At 58.0% G+C, this 15127-nt stretch carries 18 protein-coding genes; 8 read left to right on the top strand and 10 right to left on the bottom strand.

Annotated elements, in window-relative coordinates; genetic code table 11:
- Positions 1 to 40: 40 nt before the first annotated feature.
- A complete protein-coding gene (locus tag HYPDE_RS11190) occupies positions 41 to 1411 on the bottom strand; it encodes a glycoside hydrolase family 3 N-terminal domain-containing protein (RefSeq protein ID WP_015598573.1) in 1371 nt (456 codons plus the stop codon).
- Positions 1412 to 1504: 93 nt separating this feature from the next.
- On the bottom strand, positions 1505 to 2362 hold the full coding sequence (locus HYPDE_RS11185) for a transporter substrate-binding domain-containing protein (protein WP_015598572.1): 858 nt from the start codon (positions 2360 to 2362) through the stop codon (positions 1505 to 1507).
- Positions 2363 to 2499: 137 nt separating this feature from the next.
- Here HYPDE_RS11185 and HYPDE_RS11180 point away from each other — a divergent pair, with 137 nt between their 5' ends.
- Positions 2500 to 4023 (top strand): glycosyltransferase, encoded by a 1524-nt coding sequence (locus HYPDE_RS11180; protein ID WP_144061250.1) that lies wholly within the window; start codon positions 2500 to 2502, stop codon positions 4021 to 4023.
- Positions 4024 to 4064: 41 nt separating this feature from the next.
- On the opposite strand, the gene HYPDE_RS11175 is transcribed toward HYPDE_RS11180, so the two are convergent.
- Positions 4065 to 4409: a DUF3175 domain-containing protein gene (locus tag HYPDE_RS11175; RefSeq protein ID WP_015598570.1), complete on the bottom strand. Its 345-nt coding sequence runs from the start codon at positions 4407 to 4409 to the stop codon at positions 4065 to 4067.
- A gap of 163 nt (positions 4410 to 4572) precedes the next feature.
- On the opposite strand from HYPDE_RS11175, the gene HYPDE_RS11170 reads away from it, so the two are divergent.
- Positions 4573 to 5826 carry an SAM-dependent methyltransferase gene (locus HYPDE_RS11170; RefSeq protein WP_015598569.1) on the top strand — a complete coding sequence of 418 codons (1254 nt, stop codon included), beginning with the start codon at positions 4573 to 4575 and terminating at the stop codon, positions 5824 to 5826.
- A 22-nt stretch (positions 5827 to 5848) separates the two neighbouring features.
- Here the strand turns inward: HYPDE_RS11170 and HYPDE_RS11165 are convergent, their stop codons facing one another.
- The 4 genes from HYPDE_RS11165 to HYPDE_RS11155 form a co-directional block, all read right to left on the bottom strand.
- The gene (locus HYPDE_RS11165; RefSeq protein WP_015598568.1) at positions 5849 to 6562 is read right to left on the bottom strand and encodes a lysophospholipid acyltransferase family protein; all 714 of its coding nucleotides are present in this window, start codon (positions 6560 to 6562) and stop codon (positions 5849 to 5851) included.
- A 181-nt stretch (positions 6563 to 6743) separates the two neighbouring features.
- A complete protein-coding gene (locus tag HYPDE_RS11160) occupies positions 6744 to 7286 on the bottom strand; it encodes an HD domain-containing protein (protein ID WP_015598567.1) in 543 nt (180 codons plus the stop codon).
- A gap of 88 nt (positions 7287 to 7374) precedes the next feature.
- Positions 7375 to 7521 carry a hypothetical protein gene (locus HYPDE_RS19365; protein WP_015598566.1) on the bottom strand — a complete coding sequence of 49 codons (147 nt, stop codon included), beginning with the start codon at positions 7519 to 7521 and terminating at the stop codon, positions 7375 to 7377.
- 113 nt (positions 7522 to 7634) lie between these two features.
- Complete coding sequence (locus tag HYPDE_RS11155) at positions 7635 to 7820, bottom strand: aa3-type cytochrome c oxidase subunit IV (RefSeq protein ID WP_144061249.1); 186 nt, start codon at positions 7818 to 7820, stop codon at positions 7635 to 7637.
- A gap of 319 nt (positions 7821 to 8139) precedes the next feature.
- Between HYPDE_RS11155 and HYPDE_RS11150 the strand changes: the two genes are divergently transcribed.
- From HYPDE_RS11150 to HYPDE_RS11140, 3 genes are all read left to right on the top strand, one after another.
- Positions 8140 to 9606 (top strand): phenylacetate--CoA ligase family protein, encoded by a 1467-nt coding sequence (locus HYPDE_RS11150; protein WP_015598564.1) that lies wholly within the window; start codon positions 8140 to 8142, stop codon positions 9604 to 9606.
- Positions 9607 to 9927: 321 nt separating this feature from the next.
- Positions 9928 to 10428, top strand: coding sequence for a nucleoside diphosphate kinase regulator (gene rnk / locus HYPDE_RS11145; protein ID WP_015598563.1), 501 nt, complete (start codon positions 9928 to 9930; stop codon positions 10426 to 10428).
- A gap of 228 nt (positions 10429 to 10656) precedes the next feature.
- A complete protein-coding gene (locus tag HYPDE_RS11140; RefSeq protein ID WP_015598562.1) occupies positions 10657 to 10986 on the top strand; it encodes a hypothetical protein in 330 nt (109 codons plus the stop codon).
- 50 nt (positions 10987 to 11036) lie between these two features.
- Here HYPDE_RS11140 and ybaK read toward each other — a convergent pair whose 3' ends face one another.
- Positions 11037 to 11516, bottom strand: a complete 480-nt coding sequence (gene ybaK, locus HYPDE_RS11135; protein WP_015598561.1) for a Cys-tRNA(Pro) deacylase — start codon at positions 11514 to 11516, stop codon at positions 11037 to 11039.
- 206 nt (positions 11517 to 11722) lie between these two features.
- Here ybaK and HYPDE_RS11130 point away from each other — a divergent pair, with 206 nt between their 5' ends.
- Positions 11723 to 11905: a hypothetical protein gene (locus HYPDE_RS11130; protein WP_015598560.1), complete on the top strand. Its 183-nt coding sequence runs from the start codon at positions 11723 to 11725 to the stop codon at positions 11903 to 11905.
- A gap of 65 nt (positions 11906 to 11970) precedes the next feature.
- Here HYPDE_RS11130 and HYPDE_RS11125 read toward each other — a convergent pair whose 3' ends face one another.
- Together HYPDE_RS11125 and HYPDE_RS11120 are read right to left on the bottom strand one after the other, a co-directional pair.
- The gene (locus HYPDE_RS11125; protein ID WP_041320380.1) at positions 11971 to 13155 is read right to left on the bottom strand and encodes an NnrS family protein; all 1185 of its coding nucleotides are present in this window, start codon (positions 13153 to 13155) and stop codon (positions 11971 to 11973) included.
- Between the two features lie 106 nt (positions 13156 to 13261).
- On the bottom strand, positions 13262 to 13969 hold the full coding sequence (locus HYPDE_RS11120) for a Crp/Fnr family transcriptional regulator (protein WP_015598558.1): 708 nt from the start codon (positions 13967 to 13969) through the stop codon (positions 13262 to 13264).
- Between the two features lie 115 nt (positions 13970 to 14084).
- On the opposite strand from HYPDE_RS11120, the gene HYPDE_RS11115 reads away from it, so the two are divergent.
- Together HYPDE_RS11115 and HYPDE_RS18795 are read left to right on the top strand one after the other, a co-directional pair.
- Complete coding sequence (locus tag HYPDE_RS11115) at positions 14085 to 14561, top strand: membrane protein (protein WP_015598557.1); 477 nt, start codon at positions 14085 to 14087, stop codon at positions 14559 to 14561.
- 158 nt (positions 14562 to 14719) lie between these two features.
- Positions 14720 to 15127 carry a response regulator gene (locus tag HYPDE_RS18795; RefSeq protein WP_015598556.1) on the top strand — a complete coding sequence of 136 codons (408 nt, stop codon included), beginning with the start codon at positions 14720 to 14722 and terminating at the stop codon, positions 15125 to 15127.

Here is a 15127-nt window from a genome sequence, read left to right as displayed (position 1 = left end):
CTGTTCCCTAGGGAACAGGGGCGCAAACGACCGCCGCCGATTAATTTTCCGGCGGCGCGTGCTGAGGCTCCTTTTGCGCCTGCTGCGGTGGAGCATACGGAGGCTCAGAATCATCCACGAAGACGTACTTCGAAAGCCGCTCGCGTGCCTCGATCTGACGCGCCTGATCGATTTCATTGCTGGCATCGGCTTCTATCAATGCCGACATCACCGTGTCGTAGTATTTGGCGGCGTCGGAGAGAAGCACGAGATCGACGCCGGCGTTGATGGCCTTGACCGCGACGCCGCCGAGGCCGTCCTTCGAGCGTGTCACGGCGCCCATTCCGAGGTCGTCGGTGATCAACAGGACATCGCCGTCCGTGCGGGCCCTGATGAATGAATTGATGACTGTGTCGGAGTAGGAAGCGGGCGTCACTTTATCGGCGGCGGTGACGCGGACATGGCCAACCATCGTCGCTATGCCGGGCTTTCCCATCAAGCGGCGGAATGGAACCCAGTCGCTGAGTTCAAGCTGCGCGGTGCTTGCCGATACGTCCCCCGTAACCACGTGGGTGTCGCGCGCGACGCGTCCGAGGCCGGGAAAATGCTTGAGCGTGCAGATGATGTTGAATTTCGTCAGCGTGTCGCAATACCAGCCCGCGACCTGGGCAACGAGATAGGGATCGCTGTCGATGGCGCGCCAGTAGAGCTGAGTTTCGCCATCGTCACGACGCGGCGAGCCTAGCCGCAGATCAACAACCGGCCCGAAATTCATTGTGATGCCGAGACGCTCGAGTTCGTGCGCCTGTACCTCGGCATAGTCGCGGACTGATTTTTCCCGTTCGGCGTCGGTTTTTAGTTTAGCCACAAGCGTGCCGAGGGACGGTTGCTGTTTGAGCGGCGGTGACAGCCGAGAGACATATCCGCCCTCCTGATCGGCGGCGACGAACAAGCGAGGAAGACCCTGCGCTTTACGAATGTCCTGAAGGCTCCGAATGTCCTTCGCGACGTCATCGGCCCTGCGGCCGCGGACGTTATGATCGGTGATGAAGACACCAGCGATGGCCCGCTTCTCGACGAGCGGCCTCACTTCATCGAAGCGCTCGAACCCGACGATGATGCGCCGTCCCAGACGTTCGAGGCGCGCCGGATCGGAGGCGAGAATTTCGGCGCGTGTCAGAAGTTTCAGAGGTCGTTTCGGCGGTAGCGGCGCACCGGGGGTCACGGCAGCCTGTGATTGTACGCCCAGGTGCGCCTTGCGACGGCCTCTCGTGGCAGCCCGATGTCTTGCTTTATATCGCGCCCAATATGTCTTCTGTTTTGCAATCACGTGGCTTCGATAGGATCGCGCATCGGCAAGCTCCGGCGGCAGCGCCAGCAGCGTTGCGAGGAAGCCAAGACCTGTGAGTGCGGCGACGAAGCTACGGACCATCGTCCACCATACTAGCTTGCCGGCAGCTACGATTGAGGCGGATCATCGTATTTAGGTTGCTTTTCCGGTACCAGCGTCATGCAACGCTTAATATCAATAGATTCTGACCGGAAAGTAGCGCTGCACAAGCTCCTCGAAGCGGCCGGAAGCGCGTACCCGGTCGAGACCTTTATTCAGCAGAAGCCTGATTTGGGGATCGTTCTTCGGAACGGCAATAGCTATGCCGTCGCCGAAGAACTTCGGTTCGAGATAAGGGCCGCCACGCATCTCGCAGCACTGCCGCGAGAGCGTGCCGTTCAGCCAGAACGCGAGCGATATGCCATCGTCGAAGAGAAAGTCGGCTTTGCCCGCCGCAAGCGCTTCGCGTGCAAGATCGGCATTTTCGAAAACGACCAGAGGACTGTCGCGAAAGAACGTCTTGAGGAAGGCTTCGTGCGCCGTACCCTGGGCCACTGCGATGCGCTGGCCGTCGAGCCCGCTGGGTGTCATCTCGACCTTGGGCGAATCCTTGCGCCCCGCAAACCGGCCTGGTGTATGGAAATACCGGTCCGTGAAGTCGACGTCTTTCAGCGCGCCCGCCGTTACCCGGTGCGCCGCGATAACAGCGTCGGCCTCGCCGTTCTTCAGCCCCCCGAAAAGCTCATCCCACGGCCGCGCCTTGATATCGCACGACGTGTTGAGTTCGAGACAGATCGCGCGCGCGAGATCGATGTTGAAGCCGACGAGCACGCCATCCTCGTCGTAGAAGTCGAAGGGCGGAAAATCGCTGTCCGTGAGAAAACGAATGACGACGCGACGTGGGGTGGTGTCGGTCTTCTGAGGAGTGGTTTGTGTATCGGCAAGCGATGGGAGTGTTTTTGCATTCTGTGCGAGCGCTAAGCTACTAAAGTCTGCAAGCGCTATCGCTAGCAGCACGGCAAGCAGTCGATATGCATGCGATCCGATTTTCATTTGCACAGCAGTATATGATTTCGCTCGCGACGAAAATGAGATGCGAAGTCATAGTCTTGTTGCTGGTTCTAAACTAGAGCATATACTCCACTCCCGGCCGGAAGAATGTAGAGTTCAGAACCGGCATGGGGGCATTCATGTCCGCGCGCCGAAACGAGACGCCGCGTCCAAGGCGACGGCATAAGCCGTCTCACGCCGAGTCGCGCCCTTCGGTCCCTTGGGAACCCTTCTTACGCGCGATTGAGCGGCTCGATCGCGCAGTGAATGATCTCCGCCGCCGCGCGCCGGATTTTTCGGCAGCAACCCCGTTTCCGGTCTGGCAGCAGACGGTCATGCTGGGCGTGCCTGCGATTTTCACGGCTGCGCTCATATTGCTCGATGAGTCGGGTTTCATCCTGTGGTCGCTGACGCTGGCTCTGCCGTTTCTGCTGATCGCTATCGTACGATTGGTGGCCGTTTGGCACGTGCTCAAGCGGCAACCCAAATTCAGGCGTGCGCCCGTCGGCGATCGCCGCTTCGATACTCGGCTTCCAACATTCTCCGTGCTGATTCCAGTTTACCAGGAGGTGGCGGTCATACCGGATTTGGTCGCGGCTATGCGGTGGCTCGATTATCCCCCGGACCGCCTTGAAATCCTGTTCATAACCGAGGAACAAGACCAACCGACGCGGCATGCCTTGCTCAGGGCGGGCCTTGCTCGGAACATGCGTATCTTGACAGTTCCCGCCGGTCAGCCGAGGACGAAGCCCCGTGCGCTGAACTACGCATTGCAGGATGCCCGGGGAATTCTCGTGACCGTCTATGATGCCGAGGACGTACCCGACCGCGATCAGCTTCGACGGGCGGCGGACGCATTCATTGAAGGTGGACCGCGGTTGGCCTGCGTGCAGGCACAACTTGCGATCTACAATGCAAACCAATCGTTCTTGAGTCGGCAATTTGCCCTTGAATATGCGGCGCTGTTCAGGGGGCTGCTGCCGGCGCTTGCCTATCTCAAGCTGCCGATCCCGCTCGGCGGCACGTCAAATCACTTTCGGCGCGATCTGCTGTTGAAGTGCGGTGGATGGGACCCATTCAACGTGACGGAGGACGCAGACCTCGGTATTCGAATTGCGCGGTTGGGGTATGACGTCACGGTCATTCAATCGGCGACGCTTGAGGAGGCACCGGCATTCTGGCGTACGTGGCGCGGACAGCGCACCCGATGGATCAAAGGCTGGATACAAACTTATCTGGTCCACATGCGTCATCCTCGGAAGCTTTGGCGCGACCTCGGAACCTGGCAGTTCATGGGCTTTCAGGTGATGATTGGCGGCATGATTTTATCATTTCTCGTGCATCCCTGGTTCTATATTTTGCTTGCGGACGCAGCCCTCACGGGCGGTGAGTTGATGCCGGCGAACTCGCTTCTTCGTTGGGTTTGCGGCGGGCACCTCGCAATCGGATATGGTGCAGCGTGGCTGCTGACTATCGTCACGGCGCTGGGCTCGGTGCGCAGGCTTTGGTCTGCTGTATGGCTGCCCATCTATTGGCTGGCCATGTCATGGGCAGCCTATTGTGCGGTCGTCGACTTGATTTTCAGGCCCTTCCATTGGGAAAAGACGGCGCACGGCGCAGGCGCCCGCCATCGGGATATCTTGCCGAAATCAGGATTGCCCTGACTCGCTACATCAACGTATCGGCGTTTTCTCCCCTGCACGAACTAGGGCGAGCGTCCGAAGGCTTTGCGCAGCTCTCCTTTCGCACGATCAAGCGTATGGCGGCGGCTCGTAGACAAATTCTTCCCGGCCCGGTTGATGTAGAATGTCAGCATCGACATTGCGGATTGGAACGGCGTGCCCTTGCGTCTGCGGCTGCGTTCGGCAGAGCGCTTCAGCGACTTCGCAATGTCTTCTGGTCTACGTTTTTTGAATACGCTCGATTCGAGATCTAGCGCGTCGCTGGTGCGAGTGACTTCCGCCGACCAGCGCTTGGTGCGGCTTCGGCTGCTAAACTGTCGTCTGGCCTGTGCGCGCCCGTGCCCTTTCTTTTTCTTTGTCGTCGTCATAATCGATTTACCATCGCCAAGGGGCACTCCTGGCCCGGCTATAGCCCTTGGAAAACGAACTCTCAGACGCTAGGTTCCTATGACGTTGCGGCCAGCCGTGGAACTCGAAGGCGCCGCGCGGAGTTAGTTACGCAGCGCAGCATTACGTGCTGAGGCGGTCAACATGAAGTTCGCGCTTCAATCCCTACTCAATAGCTGTATTCGACAGGGGTCGCTTGCCCTTGAGTTGCCCAACGGCGAACGTCTGGAAGCGGGCGACGGTACTGGGCTTCCGCTTACGATCATGTTCGCGGACAGGCGGGCTGGGCGAGAGCTCTTCTTGAATCCCGAGTTGGCTTTCGGCGAGCTTTATACGGACGGGCGCCTGCGTGTGTCGGGCGGCTCGATCTATGACGTCCTCGAGCTGCTTGGGCACAATCTCGACGCTTTATCGCCGCCGCAACTCGGACGAGTTCGTCATGCCTTGCGGACTGCATTCGACGGATGGCGGCAGCGCAATTCCGAAAGACTTGCGCGGCACAATGTTCATCATCACTACGACATCGACGACCGCATCTATTCACTCTTCTTGGACTCCGACCGGCAGTATTCGTGTGGATATTTCGAATCTCAGAAAGAGACCCTCGAAGAGGCGCAGCTTGCAAAGAAACGGCACATCGCGGCGAAGCTTCTTGTTCCGGATGGAGCATCCGTTCTCGATATCGGCAGCGGATGGGGCGGCTTGGCGCTCTATTTATCGGACGTTTGCGGAGCGGAAGTTACCGGTCTGACGCTTTCACCCGAACAACTCAAAGTTTCCGAACGCCGGGCGAGCGAAAGGAAGCTCGGAGATCACGTGCACTTCCACCTGCAGGACTACCGGGCGCTCGATCGTTCGTTTGATCGCGTCGTATCCGTCGGCATGTTCGAGCACGTTGGGGCCCGCGATTATGACACGTTCTTCGGGGTCGTTCGGCGTAGTCTGAAGGATGACGGAATCGCACTTTTGCATTCCATCGGTCGACTTGATGGCAAGAGCCCGACGAATCCGTGGTTTGAGAAATACATTTTCCCGGGAAGCCATGTGCCCTCGCTGGCGGAGGTTCTGCCTTCGATCGAGAAGTCGGGACTGATTGTTACGGATATTGAGATCCTCAGGCTTCACTATGCCGACACGCTCGCCGCGTGGCGAACCCGCTTCCTCAGCCATCGTGCTGAGGCGGAAGCCGTTCTTGACGACAGGTTCTGTCGCATGTGGGAGTTCTATTTAGCATCTGCCGAAGCCGGCTTCCGTTACGGCGGACTTATGGTGTTTCAAATTCAGCTTGCAAGGAAGCTCGACACCGTCCCACGGACGCGGAATTACATCGGCGCAGAAGAAACGCGACTCCGCCAGATCGAGCAGGCGAAAGCAGCCTACCCGGTTGCGGCAGAGTAGCGAGCGAGGCTGGGAGGCGGCGCTATTGTCGGGAGCGTTGTGGAGTGGCGCTGCGTTGAGCTTTTTGGGGCCGTAGTTTGGCTTCCCTGGCCAATTCGTAAGCGCGAGCGGTGACGGTATTCAACGATTTTTCGACATTCGCGCGCGCGTTTTCGAGGGCTGCTTCATCTGCGTCGGATGAGACGAAAATCGGATCGCCTGCAACGACTGCAAGTGTCGAGAAGGGCAGGTTGACTGTCATCTTGCTCCAGGTATTGAGCACGGCATAGCGGGACGTTGCGGCCGCGACAGGAATGATCGGTCGCCCCGAGAGGCGGGCGAGAGTGACGATGCCTTCTCCGGCGACGCGTGGTTTCGACGAGGGAACGTCCGCGGTCATCGCAACGATCGTTCCCCGTTCGAGAGCATGATGAGCGGCCCTGAGCGCGTAGACGCCGCCGCGGTTCCGCTTCCTTCGGCCGGCGCCTGCGCCACGAATGGCAGAGATGCCGAACTCCGCTAGAACGTGCGCCATGACTTCAGCGTCCCCATGACGCGCAACCATGGCAGAGACATCGAATTCTCGCGTGTTGAGGTCCGCGAGCATCATAAATTGACCATGCCACATGGCCATGATGAAGGGCGCCTGCGCGCGCAGTCTCTCTATCAGATCGGGCGGTTCGTGGACTGTCCTGGACGTTGCCTTCACCGTCCGAATAAGCCCCGTTGCTATGTGCGCCGCGATCTTTGCCAGCACCCGGTTTTTTCGCGAAGGTCTTTGCATTTCTCAAAGCGCGTGCAGTGTGAGTTGAAAAGCGGTGGATGTTAGTCGGCCAGCCTATTGGAAATCAACCTTCGTAAAGTGGCGTATTAGCTCCGGCTGCCGAACATCTAATCACAGCACACGGATAAAGTGGGGGCGTGGCAAAAAGGACCGTTCATCCAACCCTGTGCTCTGCGTCGGAGACACCCGGCGCGGCATTTCGCATCGCCTCTCGGAAAAGAGGAAGGCGCATGATCCGTTCTCCTTCCTCATCGGCCATCATCCACATTGTCTGCTTTTTCTCGAGGATGTAGGCGGGCGCGGAGCCGGCGTCGTGTTCGACGATGTATTGGGTGTTATCGATAAGATCGGCAAGCTTGATAAGCTTGACTTCCCACGGAGCCCGCGAAAGACGCCAGGCCGACATCAGCTTGCGCACTTTTCGATTGCCACGGTCATCATCCGTCAGCCAGTAGACCAGCCGCGCAACATCTGTGCCGAACAGATCGATAATCTCACCGACGCTCGTGTCAGTTTTCTCGACCGTATCGTGCAGATATGCAGCCGCTAAGATTATGGGGTGCGTAACGCCGTGACGCGTCAGAATGGCAACGACGCCATCGAGGTGCGCGGTGTAAGGGGCGGTATCGTGCTTCCGCGTCTGATGACTGTGCTTCCTTGCGGAAAAGATCTTCGCTTCCTGAACCAACGTTTTCATTGGCTCCAAAACCCATTCTTCTATTGAGACAAAAATCCAACCCTTCGCATTCTGCTTGATGGGTTAGCCGCCTCTGCGCGCCGGCTCGTCAGGCCATCAGTGCAAATGCTAATCCGACGATGATGGCCAGCGTCGAAAGCACGAACGCCGATATCAGTGCGATAAACAGAAAGTAGCCATCTGACCCATTTGGGTCGATCCGGTGCAGGCGGTGCTTTGCAAGAGACTTGTGCATATCATGAGACTCAAATTGCCGCAGACCCGGTTGTCGCTAACGCTTGTCGTCCCGATCCGGTTCCGCTTCTAGCGTCACGCGTTCCGAAATTTGCAGCTTCAAACGCCGACGCCTCACATCAGGAAGTAGTAAAGGAGGATAAGGATCGCCAGTGCGTGACCGGCGAAAAGCATCACGCCCTTCACGAAGCCGCGATAAGTGCTCAGATGTTCCCGAAAGTCCGCGTCGCGAGGCCGTCCGCCAGCACGATCCTGCGCCGTGGGCGCGAAAGCATCATCATGGGCAAGAGAATGTGCCATCTGGATCTCCTTTGCCCGGTCAACTGCTGCGTGCGACTCCCCGTTCCAAGTCCAGACCACTTGGGTAGATCTCTTTGTTTCCTGGCGTGGCAAGGCCGCGCTTTTCGAAAAAACTTTCCCTTGGCCAGAGGCTTGCGCCTCGACAATTGTGTTCGCACGTAGACGAGCAAGAACCCGAGAATGTTTCCAAATTCACTCCGTTTGAGCAATCGCATGCAATTGCGATAGCTATCTGTCAATCTCGGCGCGTTCGTCGCAAGACCAACGAACCTGACTCGTAGTATCCCTACGATAAATTCATCTTGAGAGGTCTTCCCTGATGGGCGTTTTGGCTGCGGCCTCGGAGTTGCTGGAACTCAGCACGAAGCTGCACAAACTCATACCCCCTCGCGCCGGCGATGTTGACCGGACGATGGAACTCAGGGAGCAGCGGTTCCGCCATCTTCTTCGCTACGCGCGCGACAACTCTCCTTTCTACCGTCGCCGATTGCAGGGCATCGATCTCGAAACCTGCGCGATCGAGGATCTGCCGACGCTCAGCAAGCCCGAGATGATGGCAGATCTCGATAATGTTTTCACCGACAGGACGCTTCGACGTTCGGATATCGAGGCGTTCATTTCCGACCACGCAAATCTCGGTGTTTATTACAAAGGCAAATATGCGCTCTGCCACACGTCTGGCAGCCAGGGTCAGCCGGCTCTGGTCGTGCAGGACAAGCACGCCATCATCACGAGCTTTGCCGCGCAGTTCGCACGCGGCAATAAAGTCAAACGCAAATTTCTGCCGCACCTCGGGAGGCTCGTTAATCCGGCGCGAATGGTCATCATAACGCAGCGCCCGGGTTTCTATCCAAGCAGTACGTTTTTCAATTATTTTCCGCGCGTTGCGCGGCCGTATCTAAAACTGCAGCGTATGTCGGTATTCGATCCGATAGAGGAGATCGTGCAGCGGCTCAATGATTTTCAGCCGTCGTTCATTACCGGCTACACGAGTTCGCTGGAGTATCTGGCGCGCGAGCAGGAAGCCGGGCGGCTGAAACTTCGCGAAGGCGGTAAGCTCGAGCAGATGAACAGCATGAGCGAGCCGCTTCCTCCCGCCGTCGCTGAGCGCATAGAAAGTGCCTTTGGCGTTCACGTCACCAACAGCTACAGCATGGCCGAATGCATGGCTCTCAGTTGCGGTTGTCCCATGTGCCGTGGGAGCCATCTCAACAGTGATCTCGCCATTCTGGAGATCGTTGACGCCAATAATCAGCCAGTGCCGAACGGCACGCCGGGAAGCAAGGTTCTTCTAACCAATCTCTACAATCTCATTCAGCCGATCATCCGCTATGAGATCGATGACATGGTAACGATGAGTGCGCGCCCTTGCGCATGTGGCAATCTGCTGCCGCTGATTGAGTTCGTCGGGGGCCGTGCGAAAGATCGGCTTTGGATCGAAGTCGACGGGCAAAGCCGCGACTTGCCCATTTATGTTTTTCTAGCGGCCCTCGACAACGAAACGAATCTTGCCGAACACCAAATTCTCCAGACGGAGATCAACACGTTCGTCTTGCGCGCGGCCGCACAACCCGGAAAGCAGCTCTCGGCCGAGCGATTGCGCTCCTACATTAACCAGTCGCTTGCGCGCGAAGGCATTTCCGACGTGGTCAAACTTGAGGTCGAGCTGGTCGATCGGATCCTGCCAGACAAGTCTGGCAAAGTCAGCCGTGCGAGGAATTTGTACGGGCCAGCCTCGGACAACGCTCAACCCGCATCCGGCGATTCATCACGCGTGACTGCATGACCAAGAGATCGTCCGCAACTCCGTGACCTTAAGAGCATTTATATTTGCCTCGACGGTGCGGTCTGTGCCGATGTGGTCCGACTTGACAAAAATTGGCGAGCGCCCAATTTATAGGCATGTCTAAAGTTCGCGCCACATTTCTTCGGATTCATCGGCTCGCGGAAGCGTAGCCCCTGGTGCTCGGCCTTGCGCGCCCCGAGCCCGGGGGGTACGTGCCTAGCCATCGCGGAGCGCAGCCTCGCAGAGGCGTCCCACAATAAACATCGAGTTACCAGTCCGGTGCGGTTTCGCGCTGTCTGCACGTCAGCGCAGGAGAGAGACATGGTCCAATTGAATGAAAGCGTTTCGAAGCCGCGCATTGTCGTGAGCGATATTGACTTTAAGCGTCTGACCGATCTCGCATTGGGGGCGTTCGATCGATTTCCCGACGTTGCCCAAGAGCTTGAAAGCGAGATGGGCAGAGCTGAGATCGTCCATGCCGGCTCTGTTCCCGCCAACGTCGTGCGCATGGGCTCGATCGTCGAATTTCGATCGGATTCTGCGCAGCAACGACGGGTGAAATTGGTCTTTCCAGGTGAAGCGGATATTTCCCAGGATAGGATCTCCGTCCTGACACCGATCGGCGTGGCCCTCATTGGTCTCGCAGCCGGGCAGTCAATCACATGGACTGCGCGTGATGGTAAACAGCATAAGCTTACCGTCATCACCGTTGAGCAGCCGGCGGACACGCCACGCGTCTTGGCTTTTGCCGATCGGCGAAATGCCGCTTTGAAAAGGTCGACGCCGGGTGACGATGACACCGACCCGCCCCGGGCCGCATAACCGCCGAACGCATCAGTCGACCGACCGCTTTTGGATGTCGGCATTCTGCGGCGGATCCGTCGCGTGGACCCGCCTGCTTTACCGCTCCGCGTTACGGCAGCAGCCCAGTCAGCGGTGACTTGTTCGCCGCAATACACCAAATTCTTTCACGTGTGCGCATTCTCAAATTGACACCGCAATCCGAGCATGGAGCTATCCCCGGACGCGTAAAACGGGGGAGTATCTTCCATGTATCGACAGCTTTTTGTTGCACTTCTTATCGGTCTCGGCATGGCAGCACAGACGACCGATGCCGATGCACGCTGGAATAGGCGCGGAGTGTGCAAGCCAGCCCTCGAAGGTGTTGCGACAGGCAAAGGATTGTTCGGTGAGGGCAGTGCGCGGGCTCGTCAGGCCGCAGTGGACAACTGGGAAGCAGCCGCGGAAAACCAATATGGCCGGGTCTTCTCGAACTTCGATCGCGCGTCAAACCTTCGCTGGGATTGCGCGAAGAACGCGTTAATGACCGCGAAATGCGTCGTCATCGCGCGGCCGTGTGCTTCACGGATCAGCGGATAACGCGAACGTATCGAAGATGATGCATGCGATCGCGCTGATCGTATTCGGCCTTACGCCGAGGCGATCAGCGAGGCCACCTTGGCATTAAGAACGAGGACGATCCGCTTCGGGTCGAGCTTGATCTGGAGTCCGCGCTGACCGCCATTGACGAACACGGACTCCAGAACAAGAGCCCGCTCTTCCAGCACCGTCGGCACATCGCGTTTTTGGCCGAACGGACTAATGCCACCAACTTTGAAGCCGGTGATGCGCTCAGCGTCGGCCGGCTTCATCATCTGCGCAGATTTGCCTCCGAGCGCCGCAGCCAGTTTCTTCATCGACAACTCGCAATCGGAAGGCACGACAGCACACGCTGGTTTGTTGTCGATCACGACCATGAGTGTCTTGAGGACTTGACCCGCCGGCACACCGAGCGCAACCGCTGCCTGAACGCCAATACGGTCGGCACCCGGATTGTAGTCATACGAATGCAATGAATACGCGACGGCGCTGATATCCAGCATTTCGGTCGCGCGCGTCTTTTGCGACATCCGGAAATTCCTTGTGAACGGGCGCTCAACCGAAAACGAAGCGCCGGACGAGGCAAAAACATCGTCCGATGTTAACTTCTCGTTCGTGTCGATCCAACATTGGCGCCGGTCGACAGACGCTTGATGGCAAGCCAAGACGTCGGCAATCTCTGGCTCGGAACGCCATTTGAGTCGACACGTTTTCTGCCATCAACCGGAGGCTGAGGATGACTGTTTGGATCGTTGCGGGCCTTGCATTCGTCGCGGTGTCCGCACTCGCCATCATACAGAAGAGGCGGACGGGTAAACGCGAGTTCGATGAAAGAAGCGACGTCACCAAGATCGTTTTAGCCGCCGATCGTCGACGGAAAGATGCCAATGCAGCGCTGCGCTTCATGCGCGAAAAGTGAGCGCTACGTCTGCCGAGGACGTAGTCGCACAAGTTCAGTTCGGCGCAGTGAACAATTTTGCGCTTTCAGCGTAACGCATCGATCCGAGGCGAAACGAGCATTGGACCGTAGTAGACGGCGAAAATCAGAAAACTCGCAATCCACAGAACGCCGGAAAGCGTAATGAGCGGGAGATAGTGCGAAGGCAGACACGCCGCCGCTATTCTCGTTAAGGTCGCAAGCGTAATCGAGGCATATGCTGTAGTCGTGATGACGTCGGCATGGAGAGTTCGCCCGGTATGGCCGAGCGAAACCCGGCTCATCACGGCAAGCACCATCGTTCCCATTGCACCCGCAGTTAGTGCGTGGATTGCCGCAGGTCCCGGAACGTGGGTGCCTACTATGCTGGCACCGAGCAGTCCTGCGCCGATCACGATCCAGAGATAGCCCACATGAAGGATCGCCAAGAGCGGTTCGGATGCAGTCGCGAGTCCGCGCCAGCGCGCTAACCGCCAAGCGTTGAGAACCGCGGCAGCCAGAAGAATTGCGCCGGATACGGCAGAGACCGGGAAAAACACCCAGCCCAGAAGACCGAGCGCGAGAGACGCGATTGCAAGGAGATCGAACCGTCCGGCGGGAGCCGGGAGCTTCTTGGCTTTGCGCACTGACAGCCAGTTGCGCGTGAAGGCTGGAATGATTCTCCCTGCGATTACGGACATGAGAAAGATCACGGCCGAGATGCCGAGGCGCCGCCCGATACCTGCCGGTACACCGACACCCAGAGCCTCGAGGTGGGTCAGGACGTTCGCTACCAAAAGCACGGCGATCGGAACCGGCATGATGAGATTGCGGCGATTACCGGCAAGCAGAATCTCGCGAGCCACGACAAGACAAAGTGCAAGAAGAAACACGGAATCGATGGCGACGCCGAGCCAGACCGGTAGCGATGCGGACGTGAAACATGCAATTCGGCCCGCAATCCAAAGCAAGACAAGTCCGATAAGCGGCTGTCCACGGATCGGTGCACGCCCTGTCCAGTTTGGGATTGCCGTCAAAAGGAATCCCGCGATGGCTGCCGAAATGAATCCGAACAGCATCTCGTGCACGTGCCAGTCCATGGGTGCAAAACGGCTAGGTAACGTCAAACCTTCTATGAGGACGAATACCCAAAGAGCCAGCGCCAGCGCCGACCACAGGCTGGCAGCGAGAAACAAAGGACGAAATGCAATCGTCCAAATCACCGTATTGCTCTTGCCGGCCACGGCCGTCATTTCCACCGCAATGCCCCTTCTCCGCGTCCACTGAATATTTCTCGACGCCATGAATACGCGCAACCCTGTCGAGATGCTTTGTTGCTCCGCAAACCGCAGGTCGAGTTCAGGTACGGTCGTTGTCGCCTACCCGCTGGATCTCTGAAATCTTGGCGATCGTCAGGTGCTGATCACGCGTAGCGAGCCAGCCCGCCTTCTCCCAAGTCGTCAGGAGACGGCTAACCGAAAAAAGCGTCGTCCCACAGATGTCGGCGATGTCCTTGCGCCGCAGCGGAAAACCGATCTTCACGCCGTCGGGAGTGTCGCGCCCGGCCTGGCGGGAAAGCCGTAGAAGAGTGTGCGCAACACGGCGCTCTACCGGCTGCGTCGAAAGTTCCCGCAGCCGATTTTGAGCTTCCTGGATGCGCTTGCCGACGATCTTGAGCGCATTGATTGCGATCTGCGAATGGGCGCTCATCAGCTTGAGGAGATCGGCCTCGCTCCAGCTAAACTCGATTGCATCGGTTAGCGTGTCCGCGTCAGCTGGATATTTGCCATCGGTGAATAGAGCCACCGCGCCGAACATCTCACCCGGACCGATGAAGCGGACGACGATCTGTCCGCCATCGCTTCCGGTTTGCGAGATGCGGACGCTGCCTTCCACCAGAAGATGCGCTCGGACGTGTCCATCGCCCTGGTTGAAGATACGGGTATCCCGAGCCATCGCGCGGCAACGGGTCACCGCGATCACCTCGTCGAGGACGGATGCTGAAAGTCCTTCGAATAGTGCGAGCGAGGATAGGTCGTTGCGCGAGAATTGAGGGCCTGGTTTCATAGCGCCACCCTAGCCGCTTCTCCCCGGTCTGGGGAGGGTTTTGCGCCAACGCAAATTGTCGAGGGCGGGATCTGCATAGGATGCAGCGATCTGTGCCGTAAACGGCTGTGGCAGAATGAATGATGTGATCCTAGCCCGCGCACTCCATGTCCTCGCTGTTGTGATCTGGATTGGCGGCGTTGCAATGGCAACCAGTGTCGTTTTGCCTGCCGTGCGCCGCGGCGATCTGGGCCCTGATCGCCTGAAAGCGTTTGGCGCAATAGAGCACCGTTTCATCTGGATAGCGCGCACCGCCGTCCTGATCGTCGGCCTGAGCGGCCTTTATATGGTGGCCCGGCTCGATGTCTGGGACCGGTTTACCTCTGCCGAATTCTGGTGGATGCACGCGATGGTGGGCGTCTGGCTGCTGTTCGCCTTCGTGCTATTTATCGCTGAGCCGTTTATTCTCCATCGTCGTTTCCACCACTGGGCGAGCGCACGGCCTGATCTTGCGTTCCCTTGGCTCGAGCGGGCACACTGGCTACTTCTCGTACTGGCACTTGTCGCGATCTTCGGCGGCGTGACGGGAAGCCATGGATGGACAGGATTTTAACACATAGTCACAAAATCACGCCCGTGAGCATGGACCGAGAAGGGTTTTTTATCCTCGCTAAATAACAGGCTGGGCGATGGAACCATCGACCCACTCGAAGCATTTACTGACTTACCCACCTAGAATCCTAAAACCTGAAATGGGGGGTGAGGGAGTAAATGGCCGACGCGGCTCTTGCAAAAAAGAGGGGGGGCTCACCCAAGGCCCGTATACTGCTGGTTGAGGACGAAATATTGATCCGTCTTGCAATGGCGGATGATCTTCGTCGGGCGGGGTTCACCGTAGTCGAGGCGTCGAACGCGGACGAAGCCTTGAGCGTCCTGAACACCACGCCCGATATTGCGCTGGTTGTGACCGATATTCGCATGCCAGGCCGCATCGACGGTGTCGAACTCGCAAATTGGATACGGCGGCATGCCCCGCGTATCAAAGTCGCGATCGCATCGGCCAACATTGAAAGCGGAATGGATCGAGCGTTCGATGCCGTTTTTTCTAAACCCGTTCTGACTGCAGATCTGATAGCCAGGGTGCGAAAGTTGTTGCCGCGGACGGAACAGTCCGGTTAG

The sequence above is a fragment of the Hyphomicrobium denitrificans 1NES1 genome (assembly GCF_000230975.2).
Taxonomy (GTDB): domain Bacteria; phylum Pseudomonadota; class Alphaproteobacteria; order Rhizobiales; family Hyphomicrobiaceae; genus Hyphomicrobium_B; species Hyphomicrobium_B denitrificans_A.
This window is presented reverse-complemented; position numbering and strand designations above follow the sequence as displayed.